This window comes from Psychroflexus curvus, from assembly GCF_020164585.1.
GTDB lineage: Bacteria > Bacteroidota > Bacteroidia > Flavobacteriales > Flavobacteriaceae > Psychroflexus > Psychroflexus curvus.
The window spans coordinates 20,006-43,033 of record NZ_JAIQZF010000001.1 but is presented as its reverse complement, the minus strand read 5'-3'; the positions used below and the strand labels follow the sequence as shown (position 1 = coordinate 43,033).

The following is a 23,028-nucleotide window of genomic DNA, read 5'->3' as shown; positions in this document are numbered from 1 at the left end:
TTATGCATTAAGCCTTAACATAGACCGTTTTCTTGTTCACAAACTCCATCATGCCCTCTTTTGCCAGTTCTCTTCCGTAGCCAGATCTCTTGGTTCCTCCAAAAGGAAGTCGGGGATCAGACTTGACGAGTTCATTGATAAAGTAAGCCCCATCGCTGACTTTTTCGGCCATGTCCATGGCTTTTTGAATGTCTTTTGTAAAGACCGTTACTCCTAATCCAAATTTTGATAGTTCTGATAATTCAAAGGCTTCATCACTAGTCTTAGCTTTAATCATAGCTGCTAGTGGTCCAAAGGTTTCTTCATCAAATGCTGGCATGCCTGGTTTTACATTTCCAAGTATAGTTGGGTCGTGATAGCAGTTATCCTGCTTGCCTCCAAGAATGAGTTCGGCACCCTTTTCAACAGATCTTTCCACCTGGCTATGCAGCTGGTCGGCCAGGTCTTTTCTGGCTAAGGGACCTACCTGAGTAAAATCGTCCATAGTATCACCTCTTTTCAATCCGCTAACTGCGGTTTTAAATTTAGACACAAATTCGTCATAAACGCCTTCCAATAATATAAAACGCTTTGCTGCGATACAGCTTTGTCCACAGTTTAGCATTCTAGCCGTTACTGCAGTTTTAACAGCCTGATCGATATCGGCATCTTCCCAAACGATAAAGGAATTATTACCTCCCAGCTCCAGCAAGCTCTTTTTTAAATATTCGCCGGCAAGTTTAGCCACTGCAGATCCGGCTCCACCACTTCCTGTTAAGGTCACCGCCTGAACGGCATCATGCGCTATAATCGTTTCAGATGTATCATGATGAACAATCAAATTTTGAAAAACACCTTCAGGATAACCTGCTTTTTTAAAGATGTCTTCAATTTTTATAGCACACCCAAAAACATTGGGGGCGTGTTTTAGTAAGGCTGTATTTCCAGAAGTAAGGGTCGGTGCTGCAAATCTAAAGACCTGCCAGAAAGGGAAATTCCAGGGCATCACTGCAAAAACAGCTCCAATAGGATCATGTCTCACATAACTGTGCTTAGCATCGGTTTTTATCACTTCTTCAGCCAAAAATTCAGAAGCATTTTCAGCATAATAATCACATACCCAGGCACATTTATTGACTTCAGCTCTGGATTCAGAAATAGGCTTGCCCATTTCAAGCGTGATCATTTTCGCATAGTCTTCAACATTTTCTCTTAACACCTCTCCTACTTTCTTTAGACGTTCGGTTCGTTCTGTCAAAGGTGTTTTCCTCCAATGCTTAAATGCTTCAGAAGAAGCTTCAAGTTTACTATTGAGTTCTTCAGAAGTGAGTGATGTATATTCTGCAATAGTGTCCCCATTGAAGGGGTTTTTACTTTGAAATTTCATTTGTTTTTATATTTAAAAACTTAATCAATATTAAAAATTGAATAAAATGTTTTAGTTATTTTAAATCACGATTTTGTAGATGACCAGACTTCTTTCAAAAACTCTTTAGTAATTTCTTTAGATTTTTCGGAGGTTGCTTTGTTTAAAAGAGGATTGGAATAGGTAATAGTTTTGGCCGCATACCCCTTGTAGGGCATTGCAAACTGATTGTTTTTTGATCGCTTTTTTCTTCTTTGATGCAAATGAATACTTTCTTCTCTCTCCTCAAAATCATCAAACCCTTGACTTATTTTTTTACCTGGCCAATGCAAACCTACTCGACCTGATTTAGGAGAATAGGCTGCGGTGAATAAAGTGCCGAATCCTTCTTTGAATAGGTCATTGTAGAGAGGCTTTCTAAGAAAAGCGGAAACTAAATCTTCTGATGAAAGATCCTTTTCCTCCAATAAATGACTTAAAAATAAAGAACGCTCAACAGTTTTATTAAATCTAGCATTCTCCGGCCAATCCACCTTCTTTTGATGATTTGTCGTGTAGGCTGAATTGGTTATTACAGCTTTTTCATCAGGTGCAACCCTTATGGTTTTATAACTGCCCGACTTGTCTGCAACACTTACATTATAAGCCATATGAGAAGGGATTCTGATTAAAGCATCGACTGCCTCATCCACATTGGAACAAAATTCAAGAACGTATCTCAAAATAAAAGGAATTCCGAAACCTTCACCCGTGATTTTTCTTCCTCCAAAGGTTAATGAAACTACCAAACCGTCTTCATTTATTCCATCCAAAATACCAATCAAGCAATCGCTTGTAGCAATTACTTTTTTTTGATTCCATTTGGTGAGTATCTGAATACCTTCAAATAGGTCTGGATGATGGTCGTAGTTACGGACAAGCTGAAAATCATCACCTTCCAAAATAGCATTTGAGCAGCCGCTCACATAAAATGGAGGCTGGTAACCAGTGAGAAACTTAGCTCCCAACTCATCTGCATTGACGAGATAGCAAAGTCGTTCGTAGGTTGGCCATAATTCTGGCATGTATGTTTTAAGAGCTAATTGAGAAGTTTCCAAATCTGCAGTTGGAACTTCCTTCTCATTTTCAATTAACCATTTTTTATAAGCCTCCCAATGCGTAAAGAACATGTTTTGCCATTTTGAGCCAGGTAAACCAGGTTCTGAAATCGTCTTAAAATTAATCTGCATATAGAGATTTATAGTTAGTACTCATTAAATTATTTGGTTAAAGATCCAGACAAATTTGGTTTGCGTTTATCTTCAACTATAACTGAAGAAAACTTAGATCGAATAGCTTTAATCCAACTTTTGGCTCTGTCATTCAATTTAAAATCGTCTGTCATCATTCGACCTCTGGTCACCAAAATCCCCATGTCTGCACCTTCATAGAGATAATCACCATTTTTGGCAATTCTCATAAAGAAAGCTTCGTTTTCATTTTGCACAGCACGTCTGTGCGTGTCCATCCTGTCAAATTGGATATGACCTGTGTCATACATCTTCCAAATACCAGATTTTGCAGATTCAGTAACGTATTCAATGGTATCCGCAGTATGCTTTACAATCAATTGACTCCAGCTGTCTATATTTTGCTGATTTGACCAACGCTTGTTTAGTTTTTCAACATCCAGAGCATAATCGATATTCATCCATTCTAAAATATGGAAAACAAATAATGGTGCATCTGCCAGGGCAAAAACGGCATGGTTTGTAATTGAACTAGCACCCGTAACTCTAGGGTTAAGCTCACCTAAGTAAATTTCGCCATTGTCCTGATCTATAAGGAAATCCAATTCGAAATATCCTTTATAACCTTCCTCTCTTAATTGATTTCCGAAAAGCTGCGTGTAATCCACTGCTTTTTGTCTTAACTCTGGCGTAAACGCATCTGGATAAATTTCATTACCACACCAACCACCTTCGTAAGGCGTTAATTGTTTGAAACCAACTAACTCTGTCATAAGTGGTGCAACAATGGTACCATGTCTTGTCACACAGGCTTCAATCGCTGTTCCTCTACAACGAATACGCTTCATGATTTTAACCTCTGATTCATCTTCGATTTCATCTGCATATTCAAGGTATTCTTCTTCATTAGAAATAAAGAAAGTCGTGTGACCTGAATCTCCAAAAGGGGTCTGTATAACGAGTTCATTGCCTAAATGCTTAGAAACCTCACACAGGTGATCGTAATTTTTAACTTTAGAGAGGACATAAGGAACACAGGCTACACCAGCTTTTTCTGCAATTCTATTGGTATTAACTTTGTTATCCAGGAAGGTTCTCATTTCAGCTTTAGGAAACATAATTTCCAAGCCCAGCTTTTCTGCAAGTCTTTCTGTTTCTTCATTGAACATTAGAAACATCGCCTTCCCAGCTCTTCCGTCAACACTTCTGGTTTTTATATAGTCTTGTACTTCTGGATGCTGTAACAAATAGTTGTTGATATCTTCTATACCTTCAAAATCATCGTGAGGAATTTCATTTTTAGGAGAAAAAACATTTGGATGCTGACCATCAAAACATTCGATATACGTAATAAATCTGAATCCCTTTATCCATTCGTCTGCCCCCAAAAGATTAAAGTTGGTTGCACTTATGAAGTACAAAGGCTCTTCATTCTTGTGAAAAGCTCTTCTGATGTCAGATATGCCATTCAATTCTACTTTTTTCGGTCTTCCTCGTTTCTTTTGAACAATCCCAGGCGAAGCTTTACTCGTTTTCTTAACCGGTTTAGCTTTGGAAGAAGACCCGGATTTACTTGAGGTTGATTGTTTCTTAGTCTTTGACTTTTGTTCTCCGCGAACTGGAATTTTGGTTTCATCCTTTCCAGTAATTGTTGCCTGTTTAGAATGAGATTGATCTTTATTTTTTGTTGAGTCCATAAGTTTATTTTTTATCGATTAAATTTTTCTTTTTGTAACTTCCCATCGAAGTAACTGTTTGTTGCCTATTCAAAATACTGTCTTTAAATACTCTCAGTCCAAGTTCGGGTGAATACCCGTGGATTTCAGTCACATCTAAAACAGTTAAAAAATGAATGATTTCTTCGCTCACCACTTGCCCTGGAACCAAAACAGGAAATCCCGGAGGATAAGGGATTATGAATGAAGAGGCGACCAGAGTTCTCCCATCTTCTATAGTTGATCTGCACTCTGATAATGGTATGTATTCGTAATTTTCTTCACTGTAAGCAAGCGTAAAAGCCTCCCTGATGTTTCCACCTGGCACTCCAGGAACCGCCTGAAAAGAGTGATGAAAATAACTAAAGTCTGGTAATGGAGGAAAATCTTGGGTTAAAGAGCTGATTTTAGCTTGGTGGATTTTATTCTCTTCTTTAGTTAGAGACAATTCCTCTCTGTCCAATTCATCTGCAATTTTAAGCAATGCATTGGTCAAATAAGTAATACTACCTCTGGTGGTTCCAATATTGGTCATCAGTAAAACTGTATTACGAGATGTTTTATTGATTTGAATGTTGAATTGATCCATCAAATATTTGTTCTTAAAGGTATCTCCATCCACTCCTGTTCTTCCTATATGAATAGTAATTTTAGTTGGATCAAGAACGAACTCATCTTCTTTCCAGGCTTTATCCATTCGATTCCATCCTGACTTTGGATTATAATACTCCGACAAACCAGACGACCTATATTCCTTGGGTATAAAATCACCTATAGTCAATATATCAAAGTATTTTTTTAATCTCGGATGATCGTTGACTTTAGCCCTGAAAACCATGGCTAATTCTATACTTTTTTCCACAAGCTCATAACCTTCAAATTGTACTTGACGTCTTCCTGCATCCAGAGAAGCAAGAATCTGATAATTCGGAGACGTAGAGGTATGTGTCATGTAAGCTTCCATGAAGGTGTTTTGCGTTTTTTTCCTGAAATCCTGATCCCAAATGTGAATCATCGAACCTTGTCTAAAACTACTCAAGGTTTTATGCGTACTCTGCGTTGAGTAAACTCTTATGCGCACCTTATCAGGATCTGGAAGTCTTGGGACTTCACCTTTTTTCAGACTTTTGATGTGTTCTTCGTATTCAATTCTGTATTTATCAGTTTTATATTTTTTGCTGAGTTTATCAGCTACATACATTCCAGTCCTCTGCTTGTAATTGTAGGTGAATCCTGCAAAAGCAAACCAAGCTTCATCCCATAGAAAAATCATATCTGGTTTTATAGCCAGGATTTCCTCCATCACTTTTTCTACGTTATAAACAAAACCGTCAAATGTACAGTTGGTAAGTAGTACCATTTTGACCAACTGCATTCTTCCTGCCTCTTTCAATTGCAACAATTTATCTTTGATTTGTTGCAGAGGAACAGCTCCGTACATGGAATATTTTTCTATGGGATAGGAATCCAAATACACAGGATAGGCACCAGCAAGTACTAATCCGTAATGATGCGATTTATGACAATCTCTATCAATCAAAACTACATCGCCAGGCTTCACTAGAGCTTGTACCACAATTTTATTGGAAGTGGAAGTTCCATTAGTTACAAAAAAGGTGTTGAGCGAGCCATAAGCTTTACTAGCCATTTTTTGAGCGGTCTTTAAAGTTCCTGTGGGCTGAAGTAATGAATCTAAACCACCTTTGGTTGAAGACGTTTCTGCTAAAAACATATTTCTTCCGTAGAAATTTCCAAAATCATTAATCCATCTGGATTTAAAAACTGAATTCCCTCGAGATATAGGCATCGCATGAAATACGCCCGTTGGCTTTTTGCTGTATTCTTTCAAAGCTGAAAAAAACGGAGTTTCATAACGTTTATAGATTCCTCTTAGAATTGTGAGATGCAATTCTTGAACGTCTTCTGCCCGGTAAAAAATTCGATCAAAGGTTTTTAAAGTACTGTCTTTAAGATTTCCTAAAGATGTGTCTGTAACATAATACGTATCGATCTCAGGTCTGAATTTCTTAACCAATCGACCTAGAACAGGACCTAAACGAATTTCCGATTTTGAATTCATATCCAAATCGAGAATGCTTTGAACAAAAGGTTCCAATACAGGAGTGATTTTTTTGGATTTGTATGGAGGTGCATAACGTATAACCACTGCCTGAATATTACTATTGAATTTCAAAGCTATCATGGCATCCTCGAAAGTTTTCTGGACTACCACCCCATAATTGAATTGATCACTGCTGGTGCAGACCTCTTTCAAATCACTGCGAAGTTTATTCTCCTCCTGTAGGGAAATATCCTCTACAAAAAGAACTTCAAAATAGTTTTTACCTTTCCCATCATACTTGTCAATTGCTTCAAGCTGATCTGTACTCAAGTCTTCATCTTCTAGAACATTGGGATTGCTTCTGTATTTATCACTCACAAGAAGTTTTGTGATTTCAGAAATTTTATGAGCAAAAGCGGTGTACTCTTGCCGCTCCATCATTTCAAATAACAATTCCAGTCTATGAATTCCTGGAAGAGCAAAATAACTTTCAATGCTTTCTAACTTTTTGAGATCTTTTTTAACTGTTTCAATCTGTTTTTTTTCTTCTGCTGAACCTTTAGAGTTCTCACCAAGTTTAGAAGATTCCAGTTTTAAAGAATTCCAGGACTCGAGTCGAAGTTGATTAATATTATAACAATTTGAAATTTGAAGTTTTGAATTTATCATAGTTATTATTGGCTTGAGTAAAGTGCTAATTTGTTTCCTTCTGGATCAATGAAAATAGCGAAATATCCAGACTCTTCGCTAATAAGCGTTTTCGGCATTACTATTCTACCGCCAGCGTTTTCAACATTTCCAAGAACCAAGTCAAGGTCATTTCCAGCATTTAAATATATGAGAGGACCGGAATCTCCGGGAGTGGAACCTGGGCCGGCTACTATTGATCCACCTATACCATTACTAACTGGAAAAAAGGCCATTGCATAATTATCATTTAAATTGGTTTCCATTTCAATTCCAAAAATCTGATTATAAAAATTGACAGATTGCTGAAAATTTAGTGCTGGAATTTCAAACCAACTTATAAAATCTTTTTGCTGTCGTTTAATTTTAGGTGTTGTTCCTCCCATATTTTTATTTTTAAAAATTATCCACTAAATCCTTTGTATCCAGTTGGATTTTTTGGTGATTCATATTGATGTTCTTTTATTTTTAACTCTGCTAGATTATCTAACTTAGTAGGCTTGATAAGCGGGCCCAGTGAATTAAGATAAGGTAGCTGAACTCCCTGCTGATAAATATTGAACTGACCTATATGGTCTCTAAAGCTTTTTAAAGGTTGCCCTAATCGTAATACACCGAGTTCTCGACTTCTCTTAACACGATTGATATTGAGTTCAAGCGGGAAAATTTCTTCATTACCTTCGGCTTGATAAATAACTCTGCCATCGGGTCCACAAACCAAGGATCTTCCACTACCTCCGGACTCAAGACCGTTAACATCAAAGAAATAACATTGGTTAACCGCTGCCATTGCTCTTACGATAGATAATTCTACATCTCTATCTATAGTCCCTGTCATTGTTGGATGTAAAATAACTTCTGCGCCCATTACAGCCAGAGTTCGTACCGTCTCTGGAAACCACATATCATAACAGATGGATAAACCAAATCTCGCAACGCCTGGTACATCAAACACACAAAATTCTGAACCTGGTGTAACTCCAACTTCATATGGATAAAATGGAAACATCTTTCTGTAACGTGTTACAATTTCACCCTTAGGGTTAATAACTGTCGCCGTATTATAGATTTTGCCTTCACTTTTTTCAAAAATAGAACCTGGTAATAACCATACCCCATGTTTTTTGGCCATCGCCTGCATTTCTTTTTCGAATTCACCCGGTATTTCTTGCGCATTATGGGTTAGGGGACCGTAACCACAAAGCTCACTATACACCACCATATCTACCCACGGGTAAATACTCATAGTGATGTCTAATTTTAATTTCATCATTTCCACATTGGAAGTGACTGCTGAAGTCTTCATTTGGATTCCAGCGATTGCAAAAGGATTCATATGTTATTTATTAATTGTTGTTTGGAAAATTATTTCTCCAGTTTTTTTGTTCTGTAAATTGTCTGATTTTAATTTTTAAATTTGAAAATTTCGCACACCAGGTTGGATTAGGTTCATCTAAAAATCACTTTAATAGATTGAGATGGAAGTATGTTTTCTTATTTGGTTTTCAAGAATATCCAAACCCTTATTCAGCTGTTCATCTGTAATGACAAGTGGACATAAAATCCTTAGAACATTTTTAAAAGTACCCGCGCTGATGAGAATCAATCCTTCTTCCGCACAACCTTTCAAAATTTTTGAGCATAATTCTGTCAGCGGTTTTCCAGGATCGTTATTTTCCACAAACTCTATCCCAATCATAGCGCCTAAGCCTCTTACATCCCCAATTTCAGGGCAATCTTTCCTAAAATTCTGCAAGCGTTCTGTAATAAGATGTCCAATATGTAATGCTCGATCATTAAGATTTTCATCTTTCATAAATTGTATAGTAGCTATCGCTGCAGCACAGCAAATAGGACTGCCTATATAAGTACCCCCTATAGTTCCGGGTTCTGCGGCATCCATGACTTCTGCTCTACCAAGAACAGCAGCGATAGGAAGGCCAGAACCCATGGATTTGGCATACGTACTAAGATCTGGCTGAACGCCATAGTGCTGCCAGCTCGCCCAGTGACCAGTTCGACAGAAACCACTTTGGATTTCATCAAATACCAGCATGACTCCATGTTCGTCACAAAAAGAACGAAGTCCTTCTAAATATTTTTGTGGAATAGGATTAAAACCGCCTTCACCTTGAATAGGCTCTACTATGATGGCAGCGACACTATTGATATCTACCATGCTATGAGCACTTTCCTTAAGTCGCTTAAGCTCTGTTTCTACAAATTCCTCCATATCCCTTGAACCGCGATACTTGTAAAAATTAGGAAAAGGAATTCGATATACTTCAGGTGCGAAAGGACCCGAAGAAAATTTATAGTTCACTTTACTAGTCAGACTCATACCCATCAAAGTTCGACCATGATAAGCTTCTGTAAAGCAAATAACTGCCGGTCGTTTAGTCGCCTGACGTGCTATTTTTATAGCATTTTCGACTGCTTCGGCTCCAGTGCTGATAAGCATGACTTTGGTATGTTCACCATGTGGGAGAATTTTTGCAAGCTCCTCACTAAGCTTAATGTAGGGTTCGTAAGTCACCACATTGAAACTTGTATGAATATATTTTTCTGCCTGTTCCTGAATAGCCTTAACGACAGGTGCTGGACAATGACCTGCATTTACAACACCAATACCTCCAGCAAAATCTATCAATTCATTCCCATCTACATCTGTAATTATTGCACCCTCAGCCTTTTCTACAGTGGCTGTATTGAAAACACCAACACCATTGGCGACAATGTTTTTTCTCCTATCAAGGAGCTCCTGAGATTTTGTTTGCTCTTGGATCATAAAAAAATTAGATTATTATATGTATTTATTTTTGGTCTTCTGAAAGCTTGGCATATAAAATAAATCAAACTCAATACCCTTTCAGTGCTTCTTAATATACGATTAAATTTTATCAATCAAAATGAATCTTCCTTCTCAAATCAGTAATAAAAAGAGCTTACTACTAAAATTATGCTAATAAATTTGTTAAGCAAAAGAATTAAAATAAAAATTTAAAAAACCATCTTCCTTATAGTCAATAAATTATAATTGGAGAACTCTAGTTATACTAAATCAATTTTAACACTTTTGACGCCACAAATATTGTTAAATAATTTAACTAAAAAAAGTTAAACTTTTTAATAAGAAATAAGTGATACCTGAGGTTAAGTCAACCATTTGAATTTTTTCAACACTTAAAAAATTCTTCTTTAGCCAAATATACCTTAGCCTTGGATTTAGATAAGCTTTTACTCTTAGAATTCAGTTTTATGTTTTATTTTCGGTTTAAAAACAAGCTCTATGAAAAATTTCTTTACCCTGATTTTACTCTCTCTAAGTTTAATCTCCTGTAATTTCAATAAAACTCAAAATGAAAAAGATATGGCTGATAAAAAAGATTCTATAGAAATTAAATTTTGGAGTGGCAACCGCACTCAAATCAGACAGGACTACGAGAGACTGGTTCTGAAAGCCGTTCTGGAGGTAACAGAAAAGGATTTTGGGCTATGGAAAATAAAAGAAACCGCAATCGATTTACCCGGGGATACCGAGTCTAAAGTATTTTCAGAAAAAAACTTTGACCTATTTGTTACTATTGCAGGTAACCAAAAGTTTAAAAACCAGGAAGTTCATGTGATAAAGGAGCCTTTAGCAAAAAATTTATTGGGCTACAGGATACCAATAGTCAATGAAAAGGTTTCAAAACAATTTCATTCTGAAGCTAAGGCGTCTGACTTAAAAGTCTTGGTCCATGGCATTCCTGAAACCTGGAGCGATGTTGAAATATTTGAAGAAAACGGGTATTCAGTCCTAGAAAAAGGCAGTTTAGACAATCTATTTGAAAGATTATCCAAGGATGAATTTGATTACAGCGCATTTGGTGCCAATGAAATCCTTAGTGTCTTTAAACATAGAGCTTCCAAATTTGAAAACTTAGAGATAGCTCAGGGTATCCTGTTCTATTACCCATTTCCTATGGTCTTTTACGTTCACCCTCATCAAAAAAAGCTAGCCGAACGCCTGGAAATTGGCATGGAAAGAATTCAAAAAAACGGCAAACTGGATTCGATTTTCAACTCGTTTTATGCAACACTGATTGAGGATTTGAAACTGAACCAGCGTAAAATCCTCAAACTAGAAAATCCATTTATTCCCGAAGCCTTTAAAACCCTTCAACCAGACCTTAACTCTATAAATAACTAGATATACTTTAATCTCATTCTATTGATTTTATGTAGAATCAGAGGTCATGTTTGGCGATATCACTAGCTTTAAACATAAAGTCAAACTCAAGCTGAGATCCGGATTTGAGATAAAACTCAGCCTTTTATGTATTATCCAAGCCTAAAGTTCGCCTGAAGTCCATCAGAAAATGATTTTAATACCCAGCAGCCTGTCCGTCGACTCGGGATTCTGAAGCTCCGTAATACACGCCTTTTTCGTGGTCCTTCATAATGCCCTGGTACCTTCCAAAAAAACTATTGCCCACCTCAACTTTGTGGCCTTTGGCACGGAGTTGGCGAACCACTTCGTACGGAATTCCAGATTCAACATTCACCTGACCGGTAGATTTGAGACGATCGGTTACGGCGCCTGTAGGTTTCGATGAGCCGGAATGGTCCCAACGGGAAGCATCTCCGGCTTCCTGAACGTTCATTCCAAAATCAATAATATTGGTCAGAATACTCACATGACCTATAGGCTGGTAAGCGCCTCCCATATTGCCGTAGCTGAAAAACGGCTTTCCGTCTTTCATCACAAAGCCCGGGATGATCGTATGAAAAGGCCGTTTACCCGGCTGAAATACATTGGGATGTCTGGGGTCTGTAGAGAATAATTCCCCCCGGTTTTGAAAACTAAATCCAAGTCCAGGCACCACAAAACCAGTGCCCATGCCTCTAAAATTGCTTTGAATCAAGGACACCATATTGCCTTCACTGTCTGCTGTTGTCAGATAGACCGTATCTCCATTTTCAATCACCTCAACCCCGGTACTCACGTCGTTCAACGCCGTTTCACCAATCAGCTGTCTTCGCTCGGCTGCATAATCTTTGGACAATAAAATGTCATAAGGCACCTCCTGAAAATCAGGATCGGCGTAGTGTTTGGCTCGGTCTTCGTAAACCAGCTTTTTGGTTTCGATAAAGGCATGTAAAGTTTCTGCCGTCCCATACCCCATGGATTTCAGGTCGTAGCCTTCCAGAATATTCAGCATTTGTAAAACCGCTGTGCCCTGAACATTTCCTCCCACCTGATACACATCATAACCGCGGTAATTGGTGCTAACAGGCTCGATCCATTCAGAATGATGATTTTTAAAATCTTTATAGCGTAAATAACCGCCATTGTCCTTCATCCATTTATCTATCTTTTGAGCGATTTCTCCTTCATAGAACGCATCTCTGCCCTTTTCAGACAGCAAGCGCAGGGTGTTGCCAAGTTCAGGGTTTTTGAAAATTTCACCTTTTTGCGGACCACGACCATCAATGGTGAATGTAGATTCAAACGCACCCGGTTGCGATTTCAAAAAGGGCACACTATTTCTCCATCGCATAGAAATCGCTTCAGTCACTGGAAATCCGTTTTCAGCATAGTCGATTGGCGATTTCAAGATGTCCTTCATCGGTAAGGAACCGAATTTTTTATGCAACTCAAACCAACCGTCGACTGCGCCAGGTACCGAGACCGAAAGCAAATGATAAGGCGGTATACTTTCGCGATCGATTGCATCTAACTCCTCGAGTAAACCCTCGTATGACAAGCCCAGAGGCGAACGCCCGCTGGCATTGATGGCGTATAATTTCCGACTTTTCTCATGCCAGATAATGGCAAACAAATCTCCTCCAATTCCGTTTCCGGTGGGTTCCATAAGCCCTGTAGCCGCATTGGCGGCAATGGCTGCATCAATGGCGTTGCCGCCCTGCTTCAGGATATCCAGTCCAATTTGAGTGGCTAAGGGATGACTGGTGGCCACCATCCCGTGTTGGCCTATGACTTCAGATCTTGAAGCAAAATTAAGACCGTTGGCTTCTCTGTCTGCCTGAGCAAAAGTGAAGCCCGTCATGAACAAACCTATTGATAAACTGCTTAAATGCTTCAGATATGAATTCATAAGATGTATGTTTTAAAAACTAAGAAATCAAATGTTTGACTTGAAAAGTATTATAAAGTTAAATATCTATTTATTCAAAAACTAACAGACTATTGCCTCATTACTAACCGCTGTACATCATAAACAAACTCTTTAAACTCAAAAACAGGCAAAACAGCACGATCAAAATTCCGACGGCATTTTGTAACCAGGTGTTTTTAAATTCACCCATCAGCTTTTGGTTAGAGACGATTGCCAAAAGTATAATGGCAATAAATGGCAATAATAGTGCATTACTCACCTGAGCGATTTGAATCAATTCAATCGGATTGATGCCTAAGGAAGAAAAGAAAACCCCAAGGAACAGAATACCTCGCCAGGTCCATTTGAATTTCGGGTGCGACTTAGCTATCTTCCAGCCCAGACAGCCTTTCAGGACATAGGCTGCGGCTAAAGCGGCCGTGAGTGTTGACGTAATTCCAGCTGCAAAAAATCCAAAGCCCAGCAAATATTTGGCATACACCCCATACAAAGGTTCCAGGGTTTCAGCCATGTCTAAAATGGAAAGCAATTTGTCTTTGGGTAATCGGGAAGCCGCAACCACCACGGCAATGGAAACGATCCCTCCAAGGCCTATGGCAATAGCAGAATCTAATTTAGCAAACTTCAACCCTTTTAAATCTTTCCATTTCTCCTGAACGATTGAGGAATGTAAAAACAAATTATAAGGCACGATGGTCGTCCCGACAATGGCCAGAACGGTGGTTAAGGAGTCAGAAGGCATTTTCAAAAGAAAAACGCCCTGTAATAAGGCCATGTAACTCGGTTGGGTGATGATGGCTGTGGTCAAAAACGACAAACTCATCAGGACGACCAGGACGATCAATACGTTTTCAATTTTTTTATAGCTGTTCATATTCAGAATGAAGAAACAAATCACACCGATGAGCAGGGGCAAATAATCCAGCTGGAAACCACCAATACTGACCAGAGTGTCTGCATAAATCACCGAAAAGCCCATCACAGCGCCACTGATGTTTCCTGCTTCGTAAGCCGCATTTCCAAACACGATCGCAACCACCACCAGAAACATCAAAATGCTTTTCAGTAAAGGATGCTTGACCACATGTCGCATCGCTGTTCCCAGGTCTTTTTGAGTGACCAGGCCAATTCTGGCGGACATGTTTTGCAAAACGATAGTAGCCAGAATCGATAAGACCAGCGCCCAGATCAAATCTGTTCCAAACTTAACGCCTGCGATAGAACAAATGGTAATGGTACCCGGACCGATAAACGCAGCCGCTACGAAAGTCCCCGGACCGAAATAGGACGTGAGTTTTTTAATCATTCAGGACGCTTTTCGAGTGCATAAAGCGCAAAGGTTCCCAGCCAGTGCGAACCCTCGTAGGTATCGCCAAATAAATTCGGATAGGCTTTGGCAAAATGCTGATCCGCTGTGGTTTTCAAATGGTAAAAGGCTTCGTAGGTATCGGCCAGTTCATACAGGTTCCAGGCTCTGCTGAAATTAAGACCATCCAAATGCACCAGCTTTCCATCGCTTCTGTCGCTTACTTCAGCAACCTCCAAAGAAAAATATTTTGAAAATAAACCCGGCATAAAATCTTTGGCCCAGACTTGAAATTCGTTTTCAGGCAACACTTTGGCCATCAAAGAGACTTCTTCCAGACATGGCGATAGAAAATCATAGCCGCCTGGCTCCCACCCGATCGGGCAATTTTTATCCCCAAGGTAAAAATCTCTGGAGCGCTTGATGATGAGTGCCCTGAGCGCTTCTTTTTCAAAGGTCTTCGCATAATCTAAAGTCATAGACAAGGCAAAGGCGGTGTTGGGATGTTCACCCACCCGAATGGGATAGACCAGTTTAGGCAAAAACGTCATTATTTTTTCTTCCAGCACCTCGACAAGCGGCATCAGATTAGTGAGCCATTCCTGTGCCTGAGGATCCTCCCAGGTTTTGAGCTCTCTGGCCAGGGTAAACAACCAGGCCCAGCCGTAAGTGCGTTCAAAATTTGTATTGTGTTCGGTTTCAAAAAACTCGATTTCGGTTTGAATGTTTTCTGCGGTAAGCCTTTGCGATAAAGCACTTCTGAGGCTATCCGCCTGCTTAAGTTCCGGAAAGTCTTTGAGCAGCTTCACCAAAGACCACTGACTGTGCACTGCAGAATGCCAGTCGAAACAGCCGTAAAAGGCAGGACGCAGAGCTTTAGGTCTGGCTAAATCCGCTTCCGAACCCAGCACCTGACCCAGCTTATTCGGAAATTCCTGAGTGATGCACTCCAGAGGAAGTTCAGCCAGCTGTTCCGCTTCTTCTATCCCAAATTGAGGGAAAGATTTATTCTCAAATGGAGATTTTGTTCCGCCTTTGGTTTCCGCAGATTTTTGACAGCCTGAGATTATGATAGCAACACATAGAATTAAATAAAACTTCATTACTTTTATGTTTTTAACGAATATACTTATAGTTTTTTTAAACCAAAACACCTAAAACCTAGAAATTAAAAAACAAAATTATGTCCAAAATAGCACTCATTACAGGAGCCAGCAGCGGAATTGGTTTAGCCACCGCCAGACGATTTGCCAAAGAACACTTCAAACTTATTCTCTGTGGCCGTCGGCAGGAGCGTCTGGATGACTTAAAATCAGAATTGTCTCCACAGACGGAAGTCACCACCCTCAATTTTGATGTGAGGGATCAACAAGCGGTCAATGAAGCCCTGGAATCCCTTCCGACTCAATTTAAAGCCATTCAAATTCTTATCAACAATGCCGGTAACGCCCACGGTCTGGATTACATTCAGGAGGGCTCTTCCACCGACTGGGATGCTATGCTGGACATCAATGTAAAAGGCTTACTCTACGTTTCTCAGCCTATCATCCAGACGATGATTCAAAATAAAGAAGGGCACATCATCAATATCGGCTCTACGGCGGGTAAGGAAGTTTACCCCAAAGGCAATGTGTACTGCGCCAGCAAACACGCCGTAGATGCTATCAACAAGGGGATGCGCATGGATTTGTATGAACACGGCATACGCGTGGGCGCCATCAATCCTGGCATGGTCGAAACCGAATTCAGCAAAGTCAGATTCAAAGGAGATGAGGAGCGTGCCGACCAGGTTTACAAAGGTTACAAAGCCCTGCAGCCCGAGGACATCGCCGACATCATTCACTTCACGGTCACCCGTCCCTACCACGTCAACATTGCCGATCTGGTCGTCATGCCCACCGCCCAGGCTGGCAGCGGAATGATCAACAAGTCCAGTTAAGATTGATTTTACCCCTGCTGGCTTTCAGATTTGGCGATATCACTAGCTTACAACTTCTAGCTAGCTTTATGCTGGGAACCGAACTTCACGGTAAATTAAGGAATCAGGTTTACACTAGTTTTTTGCTTTCATCTGAAGCCTTTCAAATCCTGATTTTTTTTTCAATAGGGACATATGTTTTAATTGAAGTCTATAATGGTACAATTAGTTAGTAAAGCAAACTCTGCGCCTATGCGCTAAATCAATGAGGGTTTCAGATGCCAGGGCGGTTCCAAATAAAGAAACGGGATCCTCTCCCGCTAAGGACTGTCATCGGTAAAACCTAAACCAATATAAAAGCCTTTTGCCGTAGGTACAAACCATGGGGTTTTGTAATGCCTATAAAGCAAAGATAGTTTTAGATGTCAGGGCGCTGCCCCTTTGATTTGTTTTCAAGTCATGTTTTTTTATTAAGATTTAAGGGCGCTGCCCTTTAATAGTAAAATCGTTTTAGTTTTACATATTGTTGAGAACACAGCTTAGAATAGGGGCGTTAGCCCTGTAATATTCTTAGAAGATGTGAACCCAGTTCATAAAGGGGCATAGCCCTGACATCTTTTTTGCTATTTGATGATGAACCAAAAAGCAGTTATTGAAGTAAAAATTACACGCTCCCTTGATCATAAAACTTCCTAAATTAAATTAAAGCCTTATCCTCTCTTATGTCTGCTCTCTTAAAGCGAAGCGGTCTTTGTTATTCTACCAGAAAATACTATTAAAGAACAATCAATCTCAACATAATTTTATCAATTCCTTACCATCCTATTGTACTTAGGGTCTTAACTTTGTGAAAAATCAAAAATATGAGCACCACTATAAAAGACCTTGAACCTAAAGTCATTTGGAAACACTTTTCAGACCTCAACGCCGTGCCAAGAGCTTCCAAAAAAGAAGAACAAGTCATTGAATTCATGATGCAGTTCGGGAAATCTTTGGGACTCGAAACCCTTCAGGACAAAGTTGGAAATGTGATTATCAAAAAACCGGCGACTCCCGGCATGGAGGATCGTAAAACCACGGTTTTACAGTCACACCTGGACATGGTTCACCAAAAAAATAACGACACGGATTTCGATTTTAACACCGAAGGCATTCGCATGCACGTGGATGGAGACTGGGTAAAAGCGGAAGGAACGACGCTTGGAGCCGATAACGGACTTGGAGTAGCGACTATCATGGCGATTTTGGAGAGTAAGGATATGCCACATCCCGCCCTGGAAGCTTTGTTTACCATCGACGAGGAAACAGGTATGACCGGCGCCAAAGAGCTGGATGGCAGTATTCTGGAAGGTGAGATTTTGCTCAACCTCGATACCGAGGAAGATGATGAAATTGGGATTGGCTGTGCCGGCGGCGTTGATATGACCGCTACGCGTTTTTATATCGAAGAATCGATTCCCGAAAATTCGCTGGCTTACAAACTCAAGCTTAAAGGCCTGCAGGGCGGACATTCCGGTATGGACATCATCAAAGGCCTGGCCAATGCCAATGTCCTGATGAACCGACTTTTATACACGGCTTACACAACAGTTAACTCCAGAGTCGCAAGCATTGAAGGCGGAGGACTTAGAAACGCCATCCCCCGTGAAAGCGAAGCCGTGGTCATCGTGCATCAGGAACACAAAGACAAATTTGAAGACGCCCTCCATACTCTTTTTCATGAAGTCAAATCTGAATTTGCCAGCCTTGAGCCGGAGATGAAGTTTGACCTGCAGCAAACCGAACTGCCTAAGAAAATCATGAGCAGCGATGTGCAGGATGCGGTGTTGAAATCCATTTACGCTGCGCATAACGGGGTGTACCGAATGAGTCCTGAGATTGAAGGCTTGGTAGAAACCTCCAACAATATCGCTAAAATCTCGCTGGGAGATGGTAAGATTGAAGTCTTATGCCTGACGAGATCCTCACTGACATCATCCAAAGACAATTTGGTCAATTCCTTATCCTCTGCCTTTGATTTGGCTGGATTTCAAGTCAATTTATCTGGCGACTATCCAGGCTGGTCACCCGATCCGTCTTCAGATATTCTAAAAGTGGTCGACCGTATTTACCAGGAACAAAACAATGAAAAAGCCCATGTCGCTGCCTGCCATGCCGGTTTGGAATGCGGGATTTTAGGCAGTCATTATCCGGACATGGATATGATTTCCTTTGGGCCAACCATTCGTGGAGCGCATTCGCCGGACGAACGCGCCAGCATTTCCAGCACCCAAAAGTTCTGGAAACTGACTCAGGAAGTCCTGAAACAGATACCGGTAAAAGGATAGAATCCCCCCTAGCCCCCAAAGGGGGAATTTATTCGTTAACTTTATGTTCTCATTTACGTATTGGATGAATTGTCCCGCCTATGGCGCAGAACCTAGAGCAACGGAGTGAATAATCTTTGCTTGCTTTGGAGTAAAAGAGTCCCTGCTTTTGCTGGCAGGCAGGCCTGCCTTTGCCAAGGAAACCTGCCTGCCAGAGGCACGACAGGCAGGCGCTGGCAGGCTCGTCGTTTCTCTTCCCTCGGAATGACACTCAACACTGTCATTCAGAAGGAGACTACAGTCGACTGATGAATCTCTACTGTCGAAAAGCATTAAGGATTCGATATAAAAGATTCCCTGCCTTTGCCAAGGAAACCTGCCTGCCAGAGGCACGACAGGCAGGCGCAGGCAGGCTCCTATCGTCGGAAAGACAAGCATCACTGTCATTCAGAAGGAGACTACAGTCGACTGATGAATCTCTACTATCGAAAAGCATTAAAGATTCGATATAAAAGATTCCCTGCCTTTGCCGGCAGGCTCATCCAAGCAAAAAACTTCATCAAAACGATAGCGATCGGTAAATTTGAAACAGCTTCCTCATCAGCCACATTCGCCGAGACTAACAAAAAAAACAGGCTCCTGTTGTTCAACAAGAGCCTTTTTAGTTTTGATTTAATAGACTTAATCCCAGTGTGTCCGGATACCAATCTGGAAATTATTCAAGTCGGTGAGGTTATCGCTGAAAATGGAATTAAGGTTATACTGAGCAAAGATCGCTACGTTTTCCCAGCCTATATAAGCACTAAGGCCGTACAACAGATCATTGGTATTGAAGTCATCCCGCTCACGAAGCTTCACATCGGTTCGGCTGTCATTGTACTTTAACTTCTGAGTATTCAGTAAATTTATACCTGCAAATCCACCCAGACCCACTTTAAAATCATGATCGCTAAAGCGCTTGTTGCCATTATCCAGAACCGTGGTCTTTGAACTTCCAAACTGAAGATGAACTGGAACGATTAAGTTGTCCATTCTGAATTTTGATTTGTCCAGATCAAATCCAAATTCTTGAAATTCGGTCTGTTCGCCATTCTGAACAAAAACGGAATTGTTTTTTGGTTTTAAACCATTAAACTGAAGAGAAATTCCGTAGGTCAATCTTAAAAAATTGGTTTCTTTAAACACCCGTGTACTCCACTCATAACCAATTTCAAAACTGCGACTCCCTCCAAACTTGAAGGGGGTATCGTCTATACTTTCGCCATCCAAAACCGCGTTGTTAAAAGACAAACTGGAGAACACTGCACTGCTTGTTCTGGATGAATAGGGAAGATCCCGGTGTTTTAAACCATCCTGTGAAACTTCTTTTTTAGATGAAATTTCAAACAGGTCGAAGGTGAAACTTGATGGGCTTAGACCCAGTTCATCGATTATGGACAAATAAGAATCATAGTCTTCAAACTGATCAAAGTCTACTTCGCCATATTTCCTTTTTTGAAAGGAAGCCCAGTCAGTGACCAATTCCTGTGCTTCTTCAATATTTGTAGCAGAGTCTATCGCAGCCTCCATCTTGAGGTCTTCAGCTTCAGCAGGTGATAGCTCTCCCTTTTCCAGCTGGGAATTTATTTTACTCACTTTCGTACTCAAAAAGCGCTTTTCTTCAGTTTCAATTCTGCTGATAAGCTGTTCCAGCTCTAAAGTTTCATTCTCAGAAAAGATCGAAAAATCTTTGTTCTGTGCCAGAAGTGATGTACTGCACATACTGGCTAAAAACAGGACCATAAGTGTTATTTTAACAGGCATAATTTTAAAATTTTATAGGTTGAACATTAGATTAATAAAAACAGGTATGTCTTTAAATTGGGCGCCAACATAGCTGTATTTTGGTATAAATTACCTAGCCCCAAGGCTGGATTTTAATTCATTGAAATTCACTTCGATAAGCTTCCAAATTTTATCCTGAAAAGAGTCCGGATTTTCTGAATCCACCTCAGCCAAAAGGCGTTTAGCCGTGAGCTGATCGAAAATCTGTTTATCCTTTGGAGTGGACAAGCCGGCTCTGGCCTCTGCTAATAAAACCTCTACTTCGCTTACATTCTGCTGACGGAAACGCTCCTCTTCCAGCTCCTGCTCTACCTCGGCCAGTAAGGTTTTAGCTTTTAAGTGATTAGGCTTTAAGTTACTGGTGCTAATAGATTTAGGAGCTTCGATCCTTAGTTTTGATTTAGGAAGCTGAACGAATGTAGCTTTTATCGCTTTTGGCTGAAGCTGAATGACAGATACGATATTGCGTCTTTCAGCCTCCATTTCCTGAGTTTGCTTTTCTTCTGAATTTGCCACAGGCACCTGATCTACAGAAACAGAAAAATAAGCTGGAGACAGTAAAACCAAGAGTCCGATAAACCCGGCGGCAATGCCGCTCCAAAGCCACAGAGCTTTCGTTTTAATTGTGCGGGAACTGGCCAATTCTCCGGTGATTTTCCCCCAGGCTTCCTCCGTTGGCTGGAGGTCGCGCTGGTTAAATTTATGCTGTATGTCGTCTTTAAACTTGTCCATGAGAGGAGGATCTATGTGTTTCTAATTTGGTTTTGAGCAGTCGCCTGGCTTTAAACAGCTGCGACCTGGAGGTCGCTTCTGTGATATTGAGCGTTTCTGCAATGGCTTTGTGCGTGTAGTCTTCGATCACATGCATGGTAAACACCAGCTTGTAACCTTCAGGCAATTCGTCTATTATCTCCTGGAGTTCCTCCACCGACCACTCGGTTAGACTTGGCATGTCTATTACTTCATAGTGTTCTATAACATCGGTAGAGAATTCGATGTGCTTTTGCTGTCTGAGAAAATCGATCGCTGTGGTCACCATGATGCGGCGGACCCAGCCTTCAAAACTGCCTTTGTTTTCGAAGCGGTGCAGGTTTTTAAAGACTTTCACAAAGCCAGTGGACATCACCTCTTGGGCATGATGAAGGTCTGAAATGTAAAGCCTGCAGGCCGAGAGCATTTTGGGAGCAAACTTTCTGTAAAGACGGTATTGTGCCTTTTGGTTATGCCGCTGAGCATCTTGGATAATCTGCTCTAAGTCTTTATGTAGTTTGATCAGTTTCACAGTTGAATGGTGTGTCTATAGATATAGACGACAAAAAAGCCTTTAGTGTTGCCTGAAGCCTCCAGTTTATTTAAAAAAATTTTCAATCGTCTTCCTCACCAGACATCCGCTTTCAGGAAGGACGGGGGTTGAAGCAACTGTCGTGACCTTTTAAAATGTGTTCTGCACAAAATCAAAAAAAGAAAAAAAAGCAGGTCTGTAAGCCGGATTCTGTTCCCGATCCCGATCGGGATTGGGACCCTATCATTTATCTAGGATTTTTGTTGCCAAAAACCTCAATCTGTTTACCCTCCAAGATCGGGCGCACAACCCTCAAGCCTTGGTTTACATAACATTTCACCACATAGAGTTTACCGATTTCACTACAGCCGAACTGTACTTGCTTTCTGTTGCACTGGTCCTTCCCCGTCCCGATTACTATCGGGACGGGACGACGGGCGTTACCCGCTATGTTGTGCTATGGTGTCCGGACTTTCCTCTCCTCGCCTATGACGAGCAGCGATAGGGCGACCTGCCCTGCAAAAGTAAGTTTAATTATTGGAGTTTTGATTGTGAAAGTGAAGAGTAGTAAGTAAATAGTAGTAAGTAGAGAGTAATAAGTAAGGAAACAGGAAACAGGAAACAGGAACCAGGAACCAGGAGACACGAACCACGAGACAGGACAAGTGAGTAGTTAGAAAAATAGAAAAAAGAACAAGGAGCAAAGAGCAACGACCAATTAGCAACGAATCAGGAAACAGGAACCACGAGACAAGACTATTAAGTAGAAAGTAAATAGTAACAAATAATCAGTAAGGAAACACGAGATACTAAACAGGACTGACAGTACTTGCAGGAGCAAGATGCCTGTCTGCCGACAAAGGCAGGCTCGCGCTAGCAGTGAGACTAGTTGACTGGTTTAAACAGGACTATTTGATTACTTCAAATGCTCTAGCTAGAATAAAGAATCCTAAGGATTCATATGATTATAGCTTATGAAGCTAGAAATTAATACGACCCTGTCAGGGTCGAATAGAAGCATGGTTTAATACCTATATCATCCCTTCAGGATGGATTAACCAATAATGAATCTCACCAAAGCTATTGGTTTCAATAGAAGAAATTAACCCGAGCAAGACGTTTATTTTTATAAGCTAAGAAGACTGGCTTAGGCTAGCGTCAGAAACAATGGACTTGTTGACTGGTTTAAACAAACTATTTGATTACTTCAAATGCTCTTGCTAGAATAAAGA

The 23,028-nt window shown here is 40.5% G+C and carries 16 protein-coding genes and 1 other RNA gene; 3 read left to right on the top strand and 14 right to left on the bottom strand.

The window, feature by feature from the left end:
• Positions 1 to 7 precede the first annotated feature (7 nt).
• From LB450_RS00165 to LB450_RS00135, 7 genes are all read right to left on the bottom strand, one after another.
• The gene (locus tag LB450_RS00165; RefSeq protein ID WP_224485792.1) at positions 8 to 1,366 is read right to left on the bottom strand and encodes an NAD-dependent succinate-semialdehyde dehydrogenase; all 1,359 of its coding nucleotides are present in this window, start codon (positions 1,364 to 1,366) and stop codon (positions 8 to 10) included.
• A 65-nt stretch (positions 1,367 to 1,431) separates the two neighbouring features.
• Complete coding sequence (locus LB450_RS00160; RefSeq protein ID WP_224485791.1) at positions 1,432 to 2,574, bottom strand: C45 family autoproteolytic acyltransferase/hydolase; 1,143 nt, start codon at positions 2,572 to 2,574, stop codon at positions 1,432 to 1,434.
• Between the two features lie 29 nt (positions 2,575 to 2,603).
• On the bottom strand, positions 2,604 to 4,271 hold the full coding sequence (locus LB450_RS00155; RefSeq protein WP_224485790.1) for a biotin carboxylase: 1,668 nt from the start codon (positions 4,269 to 4,271) through the stop codon (positions 2,604 to 2,606).
• 4 nt (positions 4,272 to 4,275) lie between these two features.
• On the bottom strand, positions 4,276 to 7,020 hold the full coding sequence (locus tag LB450_RS00150; RefSeq protein WP_224485789.1) for an aminotransferase class I/II-fold pyridoxal phosphate-dependent enzyme: 2,745 nt from the start codon (positions 7,018 to 7,020) through the stop codon (positions 4,276 to 4,278).
• A 5-nt stretch (positions 7,021 to 7,025) separates the two neighbouring features.
• Positions 7,026 to 7,424, bottom strand: a complete 399-nt coding sequence (locus LB450_RS00145; protein WP_224485788.1) for a VOC family protein — start codon at positions 7,422 to 7,424, stop codon at positions 7,026 to 7,028.
• Positions 7,425 to 7,441: 17 nt separating this feature from the next.
• Positions 7,442 to 8,374 (bottom strand): carbon-nitrogen hydrolase family protein, encoded by a 933-nt coding sequence (locus LB450_RS00140; RefSeq protein WP_224485787.1) that lies wholly within the window; start codon positions 8,372 to 8,374, stop codon positions 7,442 to 7,444.
• A 129-nt stretch (positions 8,375 to 8,503) separates the two neighbouring features.
• Positions 8,504 to 9,826, bottom strand: a complete 1,323-nt coding sequence (locus tag LB450_RS00135; protein WP_224485786.1) for an aspartate aminotransferase family protein — start codon at positions 9,824 to 9,826, stop codon at positions 8,504 to 8,506.
• A gap of 501 nt (positions 9,827 to 10,327) precedes the next feature.
• Here LB450_RS00135 and LB450_RS00130 point away from each other — a divergent pair.
• Positions 10,328 to 11,230: a hypothetical protein gene (locus tag LB450_RS00130; RefSeq protein WP_224485785.1), complete on the top strand. Its 903-nt coding sequence runs from the start codon at positions 10,328 to 10,330 to the stop codon at positions 11,228 to 11,230.
• A 175-nt stretch (positions 11,231 to 11,405) separates the two neighbouring features.
• Here the strand turns inward: LB450_RS00130 and ggt are convergent, their stop codons facing one another.
• The 3 genes from ggt to LB450_RS00110 all read right to left on the bottom strand — a co-directional run bounded on the left by ggt (position 11,406) and on the right by LB450_RS00110 (position 15,569).
• Positions 11,406 to 13,139 carry a gamma-glutamyltransferase gene (gene ggt, locus LB450_RS00125; RefSeq protein ID WP_224485784.1) on the bottom strand — a complete coding sequence of 578 codons (1,734 nt, stop codon included), beginning with the start codon at positions 13,137 to 13,139 and terminating at the stop codon, positions 11,406 to 11,408.
• Between the two features lie 103 nt (positions 13,140 to 13,242).
• Positions 13,243 to 14,466: an Nramp family divalent metal transporter gene (locus LB450_RS00115; protein ID WP_262902887.1), complete on the bottom strand. Its 1,224-nt coding sequence runs from the start codon at positions 14,464 to 14,466 to the stop codon at positions 13,243 to 13,245.
• Complete coding sequence (locus LB450_RS00110) at positions 14,463 to 15,569, bottom strand: DUF2891 domain-containing protein (protein WP_224485783.1); 1,107 nt, start codon at positions 15,567 to 15,569, stop codon at positions 14,463 to 14,465. The genes LB450_RS00115 and LB450_RS00110 overlap by 4 nt, the downstream gene beginning before the upstream one ends.
• A gap of 80 nt (positions 15,570 to 15,649) precedes the next feature.
• Between LB450_RS00110 and LB450_RS00105 the strand changes: the two genes are divergently transcribed.
• Together LB450_RS00105 and LB450_RS00100 are read left to right on the top strand one after the other, a co-directional pair.
• On the top strand, positions 15,650 to 16,405 hold the full coding sequence (locus tag LB450_RS00105; protein WP_224485782.1) for an SDR family NAD(P)-dependent oxidoreductase: 756 nt from the start codon (positions 15,650 to 15,652) through the stop codon (positions 16,403 to 16,405).
• Positions 16,406 to 17,247: 842 nt separating this feature from the next.
• On the top strand, positions 17,248 to 18,711 hold the full coding sequence (locus LB450_RS00100) for an aminoacyl-histidine dipeptidase (RefSeq protein WP_224485781.1): 1,464 nt from the start codon (positions 17,248 to 17,250) through the stop codon (positions 18,709 to 18,711).
• Between the two features lie 660 nt (positions 18,712 to 19,371).
• On the opposite strand, the gene LB450_RS00095 is transcribed toward LB450_RS00100, so the two are convergent.
• From LB450_RS00095 to rnpB, 4 genes are all read right to left on the bottom strand, one after another.
• A complete protein-coding gene (locus tag LB450_RS00095; RefSeq protein ID WP_224485780.1) occupies positions 19,372 to 20,493 on the bottom strand; it encodes a TonB-dependent receptor in 1,122 nt (373 codons plus the stop codon).
• Positions 20,494 to 20,583: 90 nt separating this feature from the next.
• Positions 20,584 to 21,246 carry a hypothetical protein gene (locus tag LB450_RS00090; protein WP_224485779.1) on the bottom strand — a complete coding sequence of 221 codons (663 nt, stop codon included), beginning with the start codon at positions 21,244 to 21,246 and terminating at the stop codon, positions 20,584 to 20,586.
• Positions 21,233 to 21,796 carry an RNA polymerase sigma factor gene (locus LB450_RS00085; protein ID WP_224485778.1) on the bottom strand — a complete coding sequence of 188 codons (564 nt, stop codon included), beginning with the start codon at positions 21,794 to 21,796 and terminating at the stop codon, positions 21,233 to 21,235. Before LB450_RS00085 ends, LB450_RS00090 begins: the two co-directional genes overlap by 14 nt.
• Positions 21,797 to 21,979: 183 nt before the next feature.
• Positions 21,980 to 22,314: RNase P RNA component class A (gene rnpB / locus LB450_RS00080), an RNA gene on the bottom strand.
• Positions 22,315 to 23,028 lie beyond the last annotated feature (714 nt).

Bases quoted from the DNA above. Each gene is read 5' to 3' on its own strand.
- LB450_RS00165 (WP_224485792.1), bottom strand. From the start codon at position 1,366: ATGAAATTTCAAAGTAAAAACCCCTTCAATGGGGACACTATTGCAGAA.
- LB450_RS00160 (WP_224485791.1), bottom strand. From the start codon at position 2,574: ATGCAGATTAATTTTAAGACGATTTCAGAACCTGGTTTACCTGGCTCA.
- LB450_RS00155 (WP_224485790.1), bottom strand. From the start codon at position 4,271: ATGGACTCAACAAAAAATAAAGATCAATCTCATTCTAAACAGGCAACA.
- LB450_RS00150 (WP_224485789.1), bottom strand. From the start codon at position 7,020: ATGATAAATTCAAAACTTCAAATTTCAAATTGTTATAATATTAATCAA.
- LB450_RS00145 (WP_224485788.1), bottom strand. From the start codon at position 7,424: ATGGGAGGAACAACACCTAAAATTAAACGACAGCAAAAAGATTTTATA.
- LB450_RS00140 (WP_224485787.1), bottom strand. From the start codon at position 8,374: ATGAATCCTTTTGCAATCGCTGGAATCCAAATGAAGACTTCAGCAGTC.
- LB450_RS00135 (WP_224485786.1), bottom strand. From the start codon at position 9,826: ATGATCCAAGAGCAAACAAAATCTCAGGAGCTCCTTGATAGGAGAAAA.
- LB450_RS00130 (WP_224485785.1), top strand. From the start codon at position 10,328: ATGAAAAATTTCTTTACCCTGATTTTACTCTCTCTAAGTTTAATCTCC.
- ggt (WP_224485784.1), bottom strand. From the start codon at position 13,139: ATGAATTCATATCTGAAGCATTTAAGCAGTTTATCAATAGGTTTGTTC.
- LB450_RS00115 (WP_262902887.1), bottom strand. From the start codon at position 14,466: ATGATTAAAAAACTCACGTCCTATTTCGGTCCGGGGACTTTCGTAGCG.
- LB450_RS00110 (WP_224485783.1), bottom strand. From the start codon at position 15,569: ATGAAGTTTTATTTAATTCTATGTGTTGCTATCATAATCTCAGGCTGT.
- LB450_RS00105 (WP_224485782.1), top strand. From the start codon at position 15,650: ATGTCCAAAATAGCACTCATTACAGGAGCCAGCAGCGGAATTGGTTTA.
- LB450_RS00100 (WP_224485781.1), top strand. From the start codon at position 17,248: ATGAGCACCACTATAAAAGACCTTGAACCTAAAGTCATTTGGAAACAC.
- LB450_RS00095 (WP_224485780.1), bottom strand. From the start codon at position 20,493: ATGCCTGTTAAAATAACACTTATGGTCCTGTTTTTAGCCAGTATGTGC.
- LB450_RS00090 (WP_224485779.1), bottom strand. From the start codon at position 21,246: ATGGACAAGTTTAAAGACGACATACAGCATAAATTTAACCAGCGCGAC.